Origin of the sequence: Acinetobacter sp. WCHA55, assembly GCF_002165305.2 — a bacterium.
Lineage (GTDB): Bacteria > Pseudomonadota > Gammaproteobacteria > Pseudomonadales > Moraxellaceae > Acinetobacter.
In genome coordinates this window covers 699,493-713,089 of the sequence record NZ_CP032286.1, presented here as the reverse complement: position 1 = coordinate 713,089, position 13,597 = coordinate 699,493, and the positions used below count along the sequence as shown (strand labels likewise).

Here is a 13,597-nt window from a genome sequence, read left to right as displayed (position 1 = left end):
ACAAAGGCTTTTTAGGCTTGAACCGCCCTGTGCTTCATTTTGTAACCATTAAAAATGCTTCTTATTTCAGCCTTAGAGCAGTGCACAATCTTTCATTTTTTCTGAGCAACAAACCAAATAGAACCCACTTCTGCGGACCCTATTCGGGCCTGAGCTTGACGATAAAAACGGAAAAATAACCCCGCAAAAAGAATAGCAAAGACGTCAACCCACCATAAAGAAGAAACAGATGACCAGAGTCCAATCTCAGGTAAAAGCAATGCTATAGCAGACGTCAAAGGCATCAGCAATAAAACAACCACAATCGACAGCAGTAACGTTGGTAATGCTCGCGCAGCGCCCAGTACAAAGCTAAGCATTAAACTGAAGATAAAAATCGCATAATAGATATACATAAACCACACATTGATACTGTGTAACTCAGGACTGAGTACATAAGCCCAACGCCCAATCAACATACTCATAAAAATGCCAAGGACTGTTCCTAAACATGACCCTATGGTTAAGTTTGCAATGAATTGCACATCCTTGCGCTGTGCAGGTGGTGCTAAATTCGGATTTTTTTGTCGCTTTACACGCGATTCAATCCATAGAATATTGCCTGAATAAAATAAAAATGCCCCGCCCATCCCCAAGGCCAAATACAACCACCGAGTAAAATCTCCGCCATAGTTGCCAAAGTGCAAACTGAACATAGATCGAATCAGTTGATCTAGAGCTGAACTCTGGGTATTTAAATTGACCGTACTATAAGGTGCGGGCTGATAAGGATTGAAAAACATCACATCGAAGTTGTCACCGCGTAACATCTGGTCAGGGCTGTATAAACTCACACGGGCGGATGCCTTCGCGGGCTGGTCGAGATTATTAAAACTTACAGACGAAACCTCATAGCCCTGTGCTTGTTGCTGTACCTGCAAGAGTATTTTTTCAACATCCAATGGAAGGACTGGTTCTACAATCTGCACCGCAGCAGGACGCTCAAACAATGGTTTGCCTTTGGACACCAGTTGCCCTAAACCATCATAAAAGAGATCATGAAATGCAAAAACAATCACCGTTACACTAATCAAAATATGAAATGGTAAACTGGTAATGCCAATCACATTGTGTGCATCAAGCCAAAAGCGTTTTTTGTTCTTACCTTGCCGTATCGCAAAATAGTCTTTGACCAACGTCGGCAAGAGGACGATCAGGCCAGTCATCAACGCCAAAAAATATAAGACGGATACCACCCCCATGACATAAACACCGAGTGTATGGTGCCCTAGCATGCCAGGAATGCCTGCTGTTTCATGTAGTTGTTCAATCAACCACCCCAGTTTGGATAGGTTTTCCTGTTCAACCTGCAAACTGCCATCTGGTTTCAGCGTCGCCAACATTGCACTTTGATCGGTATCAAAGTCATGATCATCATGCGCTTGACTTTGCGCAGGTTGCCACTGGATCGGGGCATGATGAAACTCTTTGGAGTTTAAATTGATCTGAAAGCTTTTTTGCGCTTCAGGATAGCGCTGCTGTACCTGTGACACCAAATCATTGTACTGATGCAATTCAACCGTATGTAAACTTTGTTGTGGCGGTGTTGCCCACTTACTCAAATCATGCTGGAACATACTTAGCCCACCTGCAAAAAAGCAGATAAACAAGAGAATACCCGCGCAAATCCCAACCCATGTATGCAGCTCTTTGGCCAGTCGAAGAATATCTGTACGTACCTTCATACCCTATTGTCCTCTAAGCCAAAACACGAGTGCGTAAGCCACGACATTGAAAAACAGATAAATTACAATAGACTGCCAACCACGTGGAATAAAATAGGCCACGAAAAAGAGGGGTAACCAAATCCACGGAATCGACCACATCCCTAACTGTGGCGCAAGGCCACGATGCTCAGATTGAAGTCCCCACATCGTGATTAATGCAGCTAAAGCGAAAGCTAAGCTAAGTCCAAGAAATGCACCCGCAAAGCTTTTCGTCCACCAGTCAGGTTGTATCTTTTGATCGCGTAGCAACGTCATGCGTCAAAGCCCCATGTAATAAAGGAAGAAATGGTAGTGCTGACCACAACACCAATGGAATCAGTAACCACATCAACACTGCTACCAGTTTTGGTAATACCGACAGTAAAAGAACCAATGCCAAAATAAGACCTGTAAGCCCGACCCAACGGTACTTTTTCGCTACAGTCTGCTTGAGTACAGTTTGATTAGCATGGGTCAAATACAGCAGGACACAACCACTACAGCACAGGAGTAAACCGAGAAATTTAATCATTGCTTTCAACTTAAATGAGGCAGCATTCAGACATAAAAAAGCCCACTGCATCGCAATGGGCTAATCTCAAAAATTAGAAATCGAAAGTGACGCCAAGTTTATAGGTACGACCAGCACCTAAAATGGCATAGTTACTACCAAATACTCCTGACCAATATTTTTCATCGGTTAAGTTATTTACATTAGCTCTAAATGTTGTATTTACACCACCAATTTTTGTCGCATATTTAGCCCCCAAATCCAAAATTGTGTAATCAGGCAACTCTAAACTATTATCCGTATTTAAGTATTGTTCACTCACATAAGATGCACGAGCATTTACACTCAAACCGTCAACGACAGGAATTTTATAGTCCATACCCAGACCAGCAGTAAAATCAGGCGTACCAATTACAGTATTACCTACTTGAGATGCTGTCCCCGATTTAACATATTCAGCATCAATATAAGCTAAGTTCGCCGTCAAACTTAAATCTTCTGTTAGCTGTCCCGCTGTTGAAAGCTCGATACCGCGTGAACGCGTCTCAGCATCATCTTTAACAGCCTTAGTTACTGTGTCCTGATAAACCTCAGGCTTTTCAATTTGGTAAAGCGCTAAAGTATTGAGCCAAGAACCCACTTGGTATTTAGTCCCTAGTTCATATTGTTTAGTTTGATAAGGTGCAAATGTCTCACCCTTATTTGTTGCCGTCGGATAGGTAATATCTGAAACTGTTACACCTTCAGATAGTCCTTCGACATAACTTGCATAGAAAGATAGGTCCTCACCAAATGGTTTAACGACGAGACCTAAGCTTGGGGAAAGTTTATCTGATGAATATTTCGTCTTTTTATATAAATTTTTCGTGTCAATATCTTGGTATCGAGCACCTAAAATGACTTGTAATTTATCGTCTAACATCGACATTTGATCAGTTAATGTATAGCTGACATAGCGGTTATCGGCATAAGGTACAATAATTGGATATGACGTAGGCATTTGTTCAGATGCATCTACAATTGGGTTATAAAGGTTAGTATCAAACGCATTTGATGTTGCTGCTGAATGTTGCCAATAATTGCGTGTCAGATAATCTGCGCGTAAGCCAAGTGTATGTTGGATAGCACCTGTATCAAACTTACCTTCTAGCCCAAGATTAGCTGCGACAGCATGTTCTTGATAACCCACTCGATAATACTGTGAACTTGCGGCACCTGTAGTCGCATTTTTCACAATCATCCGCGTACCAAAAATATGTCCAGAATATTCTTTTTCTGTATATCCTGCTCCCCCAAATACTTTTAAATCAGGGCTAAATTTATATTCGCCTGATACTCCTAAGTATTGACTACTTTGCTCACCGTGAATGTTTGGGAAGAAATTACTATCCCCACTCGGAGCCGCAATAACCTGTTTGATTGTACCCATACTTACCATAACAGGTGAACCATTATCACGCTTATCTCGTACCGCATAAGCATCAAAGTTCAGTTTTAACTTATCCGTTGTATAGTCAAGTGCTACGACCCCTGTTGAATTTGTATCATCCATCCCATCAATGATATGTTCACCTTGCCCATAAGAGCCACCGACACGCACACCAAATTCCTTGTTATTACCTAAACGTCTTGCAACATCAAAGCCTGATTTATAGTAACCATCGTCTTCATAGCTTGCACTTACACGTGTCTGATCTTGATTTGCGCGCTTTGTTTGCGCCATGACTACACCACCAACACTCCCAGCTGGTGCCATGCCTGCCACTAAAGCATTAGGACCTTTAAGTACAGTGACTGAATCAATAATATCTGTTGGAATACGTCCAGTTGGTGCCATGCCATATAGACCATTAATGTTGTAGTCTTCAAAACCTACAGAGAAACCACGGATCTGAATGTTTTCATTTAAATGACCTGAATTGGTCGTTTCACGAATACTCGGATCATTTTTAAGAACTTCAGAAACCGTCGCAGCTTGATTATCAGAAATTGTTTTTGCAGTATATGTCGTGACACTAAAAGGAGTATCAATGACAGACTTATTACCCAAGGCGCCTAACTTAGCTTCTTTGGCTAACTTACCATCTGCATAGTTTTGTTGTTGTGCCTGCGCTTCTGATTTTAAGGCAGGTAAAATCGAAACCTCTTCCTCAGCAAAGGCAAGCTGAAAACAGCCACCTCCCATCATTAAAATAGCAACAGAACTTGCAAGAATTTTTTTTGAAAAGGTTTTCATTTGAAACAACGCTTAAACTAAATGATAATGATTATTATATACACAATGTAAATAATTATTAATTGAATTTTCTCGTTTGACTTATTTATTTGATCTAAAATATAAATTTAGGATTTTTTCAATAAACCCTATATATATATTGAATTAAATTGAGTGAACTATCGTAAAATAACGAATAAGTCAGTCATCAGTTCGGTACTGAAGCAAAGACTTTCCCTGCATTCGCGTTTACACTAAGCCTATACTTAAAACAACAACGGTTGATCTATGACAAATTTAGCAACACAAGCGCCTGTACTGGTCACAGGTGCATCGGGTTATATTGCCAGTTGGGTAATTCAAAAATTATTAGCCCAAGGTTATACCGTTCATGCCACTGTACGTGACCTGAACAAAACCCAAAGCTTCGCACATTTATCTCAAATTGCAGAAAGCAGTGCAGGAACACTGAAACTATTTAAGGCCAATTTACTCGAACCCAATTCTTTTAAAGAAGCGATGCAAGGTTGTGAAATTGTCTTTCATATGGCCTCTCCTTTCGTCGTCACCAACTATAAAGATGCAGTGAAAGACATCATTGAACCTGCTGTTTTGGGTACAGAAAATGTCTTAAACACCGTCAATGAAACCGAGTCCGTTAAACGTGTCATTGTTACTTCGAGTATTGCATCGACCTATGGTGATGCGATTGATATTTTAAAAACGGACCATAATACTTTTGATGAAAGTCACTGGAACACCAGTAGTTCTGAGACCCATCAGCCTTACCCATATTCTAAAGTGATGGCTGAGCGTAAAGCTTGGGCAATGGCTGAGGCACAAGATCGTTGGCAGTTGGTCTGCATTAACCCGGCGTTGGTCTTTGGTCGTTCATTGACACCAAATACACAGTCAGGTTCGATTGAGGTCTTACAACAGTTTACCAATGGCTTGACTCTCGCGGGTGTTCCACCGATGTGGAATGGCGTGGTCGATGTTCAAGATGTTGCCGAGGCACATTTACAAGCTGCATTTAACCCAAATGCAACGGGGCGCTACATCGTCAGTGGTGGAACTTTAAGTCTGCTTGAAATCGGTCAATTGCTTAAAGCCCATTTTGGTTGGAAATTTCCATTTCCACGAAATGAACTGCCCAAAGCAGCCTTTAAGGTGATTGGTCCATTCATTGGCTTTAGCCGCGAGTTTGTTGAGTTGAATATGGGTTATCCAATTTATTTTGATGCGAACAAGAGCCAAAAAGAATTGGGCTTAAAGTACCGAGATGTCAAAGAGAGTCTCGTTGAGCACTTTCAACAATTGCTCGATGACGGTGTAATCAAGCAATATATTCCTTGAAATAAATAAAAAGCATAGTGCTCGTCAATGTCATAGCTGACAAGCACTATGCTTTTTCTAAATTAATGAAGGTATGGGATACATGAAATGTCATCAGCAACTGTTCGAGACAACACTACATGAGAAAAAAATGTTTCTGCGACAATTTTACTCATTGATAGCAATGAACGAGTTTTGCTGATGACTCATGCCTTTGGTTACTTTGGGCTAATCCAAAGTAACATACGAACTTCAAGCATTTGATGCGAATATGTAAGACCCCGCCGTGAATCCCTCATCATTAAAAGTCATTTTAGTCATGCTTTAACTGAACGGAGATATCTGGACAGTATGTTTTCTATCCAAATCAAAAATCTAAGCCTCTAACTGACCATAATCTTTCATCAGTTGAATAAACTCAGCTTCGTTAATTACAGCAATACCAAGCTTCTCAGCTTTATCCAGCTTCGAACCTGCTTTTTCACCAGCAACGACACACTTGGTCTTACTCGACACACTACCACTGACACGTGCACCTAGTGCTTGCAAGAGCTGTGTTGCTTCATCACGCCCCATCGTACTGAGTGTCCCTGTCACGACCCAACTTTCACCATTTAAAGGTTGGCGACTTGGTGCCACAGGAGCGTCCCAGTGAATACCTGCCGCCAATAATCGGTCCAAAACTTCAAGGTTATGCGGTGCTTGAAAAAAGTCGACAATCCACTCCGCCGTGATATCCCCCACATCTGGAGTTTTCTTTAAAGCTTCAATGTCTGCGACACGTAACGCATCTAAAGTTTGGAAAGTATTGGCCAACATACGCGCTGTGGTTTCACCTACCCCACGAATCCCCAGCGCATAAATAAATGCAGCCAAAGTGGTTTTCTTGCTATTTTCAATCGAATCAATCAAGTTCTGAACGGACTTCTCACCCATTTTTTCAATAGTTAATAGCTTTTCTCGGTGCTCATGTAGGTGATAAATATCAGCCACATCTTTAAGTAAATCAAGATGTAACAGTGATTCGACCCAACGATCCCCCAAACCTTCAATATCAAGCGCTTTACGGGATACGAAGTGGCGAATTGCCTCGATACGCTGTGCAGCACAATACAAACCACCAGAGCAACGTGCTAAAGCTTCACCTTCGGGCATCACCACAGGTGATTCACACACAGGACATTGGCTCGGGAGTTCAACTTCAGTGGCATCAACAGGGCGGAACTCAGGCCACACTTTTTCCACTTTGGGAATCACATCACCACTACGGTAAACACTGACAGTATCGCCAATTCGCACATCTAGGCGGTGAATTTCCCCAATATTATGCAAGGTGACATTTGAAACGGTAACACCACCCACAGCAACAGGATTCAACCGCGCCACAGGGGTCAATGTACCTGTACGCCCCACTTGCCAGTCAATATGTTCAACCGTGGTAAGCGCAGCCACCGCAGGGAATTTATACGCCGTTGCCCAACGCGGTTCACGACTTAAAAAGCCTAGCTGTTGCTGTTGTTTAAGGCTGTTGACCTTAATCACCATGCCATCAATTTCCACACTCAATTGTGGTCGTTCCGCATTGATTTGCTCATAAACAGCTTGAACTTCTTGAATGCTATCGCAGACAAAATGACGCTCACCGACTGCAAAACCAAACTGTTGCAACCACTCTAGACTTTCCGACATGGTGCTTTGACCATGATTGGGTTCACACTGCGCAATACCATAAGCATAAAATGCTAGTGGACGTGCAGCCGCAATGTTCGGGTCTAACTGACGTAGACTTCCCGCTGCGGCATTCCGTGGATTGGCAAAAGTCTTTTCACCTTTGGCTTCATTTTCTGCATTGAGCTTTTCAAAGCCTGCTTTAGGCATCAAGACTTCGCCACGAACTTCCAGTAATGTAGGTACTTCGCCCTGATCTGTGCTCAACACCTTCGGCAAGTTACGAATGGTTTTGACATTTTGGGTAATATCTTCCCCTGTCTCACCATCACCACGCGTCACCCCACGAACTAACACACCCTGTTCATACCACAGTGAAATGGCAAGACCATCAAACTTCAGTTCGACATCGTATTGAATCGTTTGATTCGGCAAACGTTCTTCTGCACGGCGCGCAAAAGCAAAGAGTTCTTCTTGATTAAACACATTACCCAAGGACAGCATCGGTACCACATGTGTCACGCTCGTAAACTTCGCCAAAGGTTTAGCACCCACTTTATTGATCGGGCTATCTGGCTGAATACACTCAGGGTATTGTTCTTCTAAAGCTTTCAATTGATGAAAAAGCTGATCATATTCACTGTCTAAAATGGTCGGCTGATCCATCACATAATAAGCATGATTATGCTGTGCCAAAATTTGGATCAGTTGACGCATTTGCGCAACGACAGTCGAAGTTTGAGTCATAATTTCACCATAAAAAAGGGCGGTCTTTGTTCCGCCCTAAAAATTGTATTTCTACTGTCTATTATAGAAATCGTTACCGTTGCTTTCAATCAGATTAAGCGTCGATTGCTTGTCCAGCACGGTAATCAATCGCCAAGTGGCGCCAATGCTCACGCAGTTGGGGCGTGAACTCTTGGTTGTTTTGGTCATAGACTGTTCCATCAATTTCACGAGCAATCAAACGTGAAATACTATCCATGGTATCAAAGGCATTTTGGACATCACGATGTGGTAAGGCCAAGAAAAATGCCAAACCTTTAATTGGATCGGTCGACAGATTTTCCAAGTCAAAACCATCCATACCTGTATCCGTAATTTGCAACACAGAGAACAGCAACTTTGTTCCATCTTCGTTATAACGATGGAAACATGACATTTCGCCAAAACGTAGGCCATACTTCATTAAAACTTTTAATGTTTTCTCACCAGACAACGCGCGACGTTCAGGATAAACATTCAGGGCAATAAACGATTCTGCTGTGGCTAAGGCACTTTCATCATCAACAATTTTTTGCTCATACAAATGCGCATCTAAAATGCTGCTTTCATCGTCAAACTCTGAAATTTCGGCTTTTTCGACGTTGGCATTTAAACTAAATTCAGCTTTATCTGCTTTTGCTTGGTCATCAACAAGCGAGGAGCTTGCACTTTCAGTCGTTAATTCCGTTACATCTGCTACAGCATTTTCAGGAGCGACTGAGTCTACTGCTTTATTTTCTACCTCAGCTGACGCATCCAAACTTGGTTCAGTACTGCTGCTTTCGAGTACACTGTCTGCATCCAAAGCTTTCGGTTCGGCTTTTTCAGACAGAGTCTCTTCTACAGAGTTTTCGTTTAAAGTCGGCTCTTTACGTTCAACCTCTTCAACTGATACCGTTTGCAGTTGATCACGTACGTGACGCGGGATAATCGGTTTTTGACTGTCAGCATCAATATGCAATGCGGACTCAAGTGAAGGCGCTGCATCTGCCGGCTTTCGAAAAATCATTCGAACCCCAAACAGCATAATGATCACTGCTATGACGATACCAATAATTGTTGTGTATTCCATCTTATTAGGCCTCCGCGACTAAACCGTATTCTTTTGCCTGTTCTAAATTTACAGTCACTAACTTTGATGTTCCCGGTTCAGGCATCGTAACACCTAACAAGTCGGTCGCCATCGTCATTGCGAGTTTATTATGGGTAATGTAAATGAATTGCACCTGTTCAGAAAGCTCTTTTACAAGATTACAAAATCTTCCCACGTTCGCATCATCCAGAGGTGCATCAACTTCATCCAAAACACAAAATGGCGATGGATTGAGGCGGAAAATCGCAAACACCAAGGCCAATGCTGTCAGGGCTTTTTCTCCGCCTGAAAGTAGTGCCAATGAGCTGTTGCGTTTGCCTGGCGGACGAGCCATCAGTTTAACCCCAGACTGCCAGTCATCTTCCAAAGTCAGACTTGCTTCACCGCCATTAAATACTTTCGGGAACAAGTCTTGTAATTCAGCATTGACCCGATCAAAAGTCGTCATAAACAGTTTGCGGGTTTCTTGGTCAATACTTTTCATTGCAGCACGCAACTGTTCAACGGTATTTTCCAAATCTTGAATTTGATGACTCAATTCTTCAAAACGTTTAGACACTTCTTCATATTCTTCTGAAGCTGCCAAATTCACTGCACCCAATTTCTCAAACTGCTGCTGTGCTTTTTCTAGAACTTGTTGATGGCTACTGATCTCAATGTTCAAACCCTCAATAGCTTCAACATTCATCTCTTTCAGCTGTTCAGAATAATGTTGTAAGTCTGACTTTGCAGCTTGCCACGCCAAACGTTTTTCTTCTAACTGAGTTCTCAGCTTTTCATCTTGTTGCTGATGCTGATGACGTTGTTCGGTCAAACTCTGCTGACGCTCTTGTACCGCATTCAGCTCAACTTGCCATTCAGACCATGTCTTTTGCAGCTTTTCAGTGATCTGTGCTTGTTCACTAAACTGGCTTTCTAAGGCAGGCAGCTCCAGTTGTACAGGGTCAATAAACTTTTTGGCCTGCTCCATCTGTGACAATATTTGCTGATACTGCGCTTTTAAGAAAGTACTGTCTTTTTCTAACAGTTCAATCTGCTGTGTGGTTTGCACCGCCTGACGACGTACCATTTCAAGTGCTTGCCAAACCTGCTGTGCCTGCTGCTGGCTGTCATCCAGTTGCTCAGTCAACGACTCCACTTGGAACTGCATGGTTTTGTAGTTAGGTAAGTTTTGCTCAAGCTTAATATTCAATGCATGCAGATCAATCTCCAAATCATCTTTTTGCATGGCATCTTCTTCGAGTTGACTGTCTAACTGTGCCAGTTGATTGGCCAATTGTTGTTTTTGCACTTCAAAGGCTTGGTTGGTACTTTGTACTTTGGCGATATTCAAGTTAATCTGCTGGGTTGCCTGAACTTCTTTTTTCAATAGCTGTTGATCCGCTTTTAACTGCTCATCTACTGCTTGAACTTGAGTACGAAGTTCTGTGGTTTTCGTTTCAAGCTGAGTCAGAAGTCCTGTTTTTTCAGCAAGACTCTGTTCAATTTCATCTAAACGAATTCGATGACTGAGTGCCCCCTGTCCAGCTTGGCTCGCTTCGTCATAATCCAGACCAATCACCCAGTCCACGCCAACATGATAACCGTCTAAACTTAGAAGAGACTGACCATCTTTCAATTGCTTTTGCAAAGCGAGGGCTTGTTTTAAGTTCGTGGTCACTCCCACCTGTTGCCACAAAGAGGACTGCGGTGATTCAATCCAACTGGCTAGGCTATCGCAACCTGCAATTTCGATTAGTTCAACATGTGGCTGAGGCGTTAACTGACGTGCAACCGCATCAGTAAATGCATCGCTGTTGTCCAAACAATGCGCTGAAAGCCATTTGGCTAAGAATTTTTCGACCAGCGCGGCATGGGTTTTAGCCGCATCTTTAAGCTTCAGCACATGCATCAACTGCGGATGATCACTATTTTTTAAGGCACTGACTTTAACCAATAGCTGCTTTAGATGTTTCTGTTCTGCACTTAAGACCTGTATATCTGCTTTGTGCTGATTCAACTCAGTTTGAGCAGCTTGGTGCTGAATACGCAAATCATCCAGCTGTAACTGCACCTCAATGATACTTTGCTCACGTTGTAACTGTTGTGCTTCGGCATCTTGCTTGACATGCAACAATTGGTCTATCGCATCCAACTGGCTTTGGTTTTGAATTTGCGTCGCTTGCTGCTCTAAAATTTGCTTTTGTTGTTCAAAACGTAAAATGTTTTTGGCCAACTGTTCACTTTGCGCCAACATCTGCACTTTTTGTTGCTGTTGCTTTTCAACCAAACTTTTGACTTGTTCAAACTGTTGAAGCAACTGTTGCTGCTGTGCTTTTAAATCCGTTAAACCTTGGCTTTGCTGTTGGTTTTGACTTTCTTGCTGTTGTAACTGTTCGTTATGAAGCTCATTTTGTTCGTGCAAACTTTCCAATTGCAACTCGATCAACTGCATACGTTCTTTGGTTTGCGCCTTCTGCTGTTCAAGCTGTGCCAAAGTGGTGGTGTTTTGCTGGAACAAGCTCTGCTTTTGTTCCAAAGTCATTTTCAACTCAGCCAGCTTTTTCTCTGCCTGTTGCCACTCACTCTGTAGGGGCGTGGACTGCTGAATCAGGCGTTGAAATAGCTCACTGGTCGAAGTCAAATCATGCTCTAAAGTGGTTAACTCTGAACGGACTAACTTGAACTGATCGCCCAAATCATTCATGTGTAGCGTATATTCTTGCTGTAAACGGCTGCTTTGTTCACATTGAAAAGATAAAACTTCGACTTTAATGGTGCGAATTTGGCTTTCCAGTGTTTTATATTGAATCGCAGTTTCAGCCTGACGTTTTAAAGTTTTTAACTGTGATCTTAACTCGGAGGCAATATCTTCTAAACGCGATAAGTTTTGCGTGGTGTGATCCAAATGCAATAAGGTTTCACGGCGACGGGCTTGATAACGTGAAACTCCTGCAGCTTCCTCAATAAAAACCCGCATTTCTTCAGGTTTTGCATCGACCAAACGGTTGATCATGCCCTGTTCAATAATCGAATAAGAACGTGGCCCTAAACCTGTGCCTAAGAATATATCAGTAATATCCCGACGACGACATTTGGTGCCATTTAAAAAGTATTCAGACTTACCATCTCGGTTGACCTGACGCTTAACTGCCAGTTCAGTATAGGCATTATAACTGCCACCTAACTTGCCATAGGTGTTGTCAAAACGCAGTTCTACACTTGCGACACTAACCGGCTTGCGCTTTGCCGTGCCTGTAAAAATGACATCCTGCATACTACCGCCACGCAGTTGGCGAGCACTGGATTCGCCCATGACCCAACGGATCGCGTCGATTACATTGGATTTACCACAACCATTCGGCCCAACCACAGCGGTACGGCTATCTTTAAAGTGTAATGTAGTACTGTCGGCAAAAGATTTGAAGCCGGAAAGTTTTAAACTGCTTAAACGCATAATGTCCTGACTAACGTCGTGAGCGTCTCGCCCACGCAAGTTCAATTTGTTTCATTCGGGTCAGAGATTCCAACACCAAGTTACGTAAGTGTCGACAAAAATCTTCCATAAATAAAGTAGCTTGTTGTGATTTTCTGATTAAAACCGCATCAGTCACCAGTTTAAATAAATCATAAGATTCTTGTAACTCTCTACGTGAAGTATTTAAGGTTAAAAAATAGCTCCGACGTATCGAGGGTAACAGTTCTTGGTAAAACTTCATCAAATAAGCATTGCCCACCATTTCATGTTGGCGAGCCAATCCTTCAAAAATCAAATCATAAAATTTTTCGATACTGCCTTGTTTCAACTGGTTGCTCAATTCATCCAATAACAATTGCAAACGTTCCGCTTCATAGCTACGCCATGTTTCCGCAATACGTTGCACAATTTGCCCCAACAGTAGACTGCTGGTGTCAAACAAGGCACGCACTTGTTGAGCGGACATTTCAGAGACGATCGCACCACGGCGCGGGTAGATTTCAATCAGATGTGTGCGTTCAAGCAATAACAAAGCTTCGCGCACAGAACCGCGACTCACATCTAGTTCAGCGGCAATACGTAATTCTTGTATGCGCTCACCTTCAACCAACTCACCACGAATGATTTGTTCACTGATGTGCTTGGCAATTTGTTCGGACAAACTCTCTGTATCATGTGCTTGCATACTGTTCCTAACTTGTTTTTATAAGATGCAATCCATGGTCGTTAGTGACCTATTTTTAGGTTTTACCCGATCTTAAATACTAAACACCATGTCATTGTCTAACAATTTTACCGTCTATAATGC

General features: G+C 42.4%; 9 protein-coding genes. 1 reads left to right on the top strand and 8 read right to left on the bottom strand.

What is annotated here, in order from left to right; all coding sequences use genetic code 11:
- Positions 1 to 92 precede the first annotated feature (92 nt).
- The 4 genes from CDG62_RS06235 to CDG62_RS06225 all read right to left on the bottom strand — a co-directional run bounded on the left by CDG62_RS06235 (position 93) and on the right by CDG62_RS06225 (position 4,492).
- Positions 93 to 1,724 (bottom strand): PepSY-associated TM helix domain-containing protein, encoded by a 1,632-nt coding sequence (locus CDG62_RS06235; RefSeq protein ID WP_087528135.1) that lies wholly within the window; start codon positions 1,722 to 1,724, stop codon positions 93 to 95.
- Positions 1,725 to 1,727: 3 nt separating this feature from the next.
- Positions 1,728 to 2,021: a hypothetical protein gene (locus CDG62_RS06230; protein WP_087528136.1), complete on the bottom strand. Its 294-nt coding sequence runs from the start codon at positions 2,019 to 2,021 to the stop codon at positions 1,728 to 1,730.
- On the bottom strand, positions 1,987 to 2,277 hold the full coding sequence (locus CDG62_RS19295) for a hypothetical protein (protein WP_162904011.1): 291 nt from the start codon (positions 2,275 to 2,277) through the stop codon (positions 1,987 to 1,989). The genes CDG62_RS06230 and CDG62_RS19295 overlap by 35 nt, the downstream gene beginning before the upstream one ends.
- Before the next feature lie 73 nt (positions 2,278 to 2,350).
- Complete coding sequence (locus CDG62_RS06225; protein WP_228254426.1) at positions 2,351 to 4,492, bottom strand: TonB-dependent receptor; 2,142 nt, start codon at positions 4,490 to 4,492, stop codon at positions 2,351 to 2,353.
- A 267-nt stretch (positions 4,493 to 4,759) separates the two neighbouring features.
- Between CDG62_RS06225 and CDG62_RS06220 the strand changes: the two genes are divergently transcribed.
- A complete protein-coding gene (locus tag CDG62_RS06220; protein ID WP_087528137.1) occupies positions 4,760 to 5,827 on the top strand; it encodes an SDR family oxidoreductase in 1,068 nt (355 codons plus the stop codon).
- A 354-nt stretch (positions 5,828 to 6,181) separates the two neighbouring features.
- Here CDG62_RS06220 and ligA read toward each other — a convergent pair whose 3' ends face one another.
- The 4 genes from ligA to CDG62_RS06200 all read right to left on the bottom strand — a co-directional run bounded on the left by ligA (position 6,182) and on the right by CDG62_RS06200 (position 13,474).
- A complete protein-coding gene (ligA, locus tag CDG62_RS06215) occupies positions 6,182 to 8,221 on the bottom strand; it encodes an NAD-dependent DNA ligase LigA (RefSeq protein WP_087528138.1) in 2,040 nt (679 codons plus the stop codon).
- A gap of 94 nt (positions 8,222 to 8,315) precedes the next feature.
- A complete protein-coding gene (locus CDG62_RS06210) occupies positions 8,316 to 9,311 on the bottom strand; it encodes a cell division protein ZipA C-terminal FtsZ-binding domain-containing protein (RefSeq protein WP_087528139.1) in 996 nt (331 codons plus the stop codon).
- 4 nt (positions 9,312 to 9,315) lie between these two features.
- Positions 9,316 to 12,768, bottom strand: a complete 3,453-nt coding sequence (gene smc, locus CDG62_RS06205) for a chromosome segregation protein SMC (protein ID WP_087528140.1) — start codon at positions 12,766 to 12,768, stop codon at positions 9,316 to 9,318.
- Between the two features lie 10 nt (positions 12,769 to 12,778).
- Positions 12,779 to 13,474 carry a GntR family transcriptional regulator gene (locus tag CDG62_RS06200; protein ID WP_087528141.1) on the bottom strand — a complete coding sequence of 232 codons (696 nt, stop codon included), beginning with the start codon at positions 13,472 to 13,474 and terminating at the stop codon, positions 12,779 to 12,781.
- Positions 13,475 to 13,597: the final 123 nt, after the last annotated feature.

Excerpts from the sequence above, each read along its gene's own strand:
- CDG62_RS06230 (WP_087528136.1), bottom strand. The coding sequence starts at position 2,021 with ATGACGTTGCTACGCGATCAAAAGATACAACCTGACTGGTGGACGAAA.
- CDG62_RS06210 (WP_087528139.1), bottom strand. The coding sequence starts at position 9,311 with ATGGAATACACAACAATTATTGGTATCGTCATAGCAGTGATCATTATG.
- CDG62_RS06225 (WP_228254426.1), bottom strand. The coding sequence starts at position 4,492 with ATGAAAACCTTTTCAAAAAAAATTCTTGCAAGTTCTGTTGCTATTTTA.
- CDG62_RS06220 (WP_087528137.1), top strand. The coding sequence starts at position 4,760 with ATGACAAATTTAGCAACACAAGCGCCTGTACTGGTCACAGGTGCATCG.
- CDG62_RS06235 (WP_087528135.1), bottom strand. The coding sequence starts at position 1,724 with ATGAAGGTACGTACAGATATTCTTCGACTGGCCAAAGAGCTGCATACA.
- CDG62_RS19295 (WP_162904011.1), bottom strand. The coding sequence starts at position 2,277 with ATGATTAAATTTCTCGGTTTACTCCTGTGCTGTAGTGGTTGTGTCCTG.
- smc (WP_087528140.1), bottom strand. The coding sequence starts at position 12,768 with ATGCGTTTAAGCAGTTTAAAACTTTCCGGCTTCAAATCTTTTGCCGAC.
- CDG62_RS06200 (WP_087528141.1), bottom strand. The coding sequence starts at position 13,474 with ATGCAAGCACATGATACAGAGAGTTTGTCCGAACAAATTGCCAAGCAC.
- ligA (WP_087528138.1), bottom strand. The coding sequence starts at position 8,221 with ATGACTCAAACTTCGACTGTCGTTGCGCAAATGCGTCAACTGATCCAA.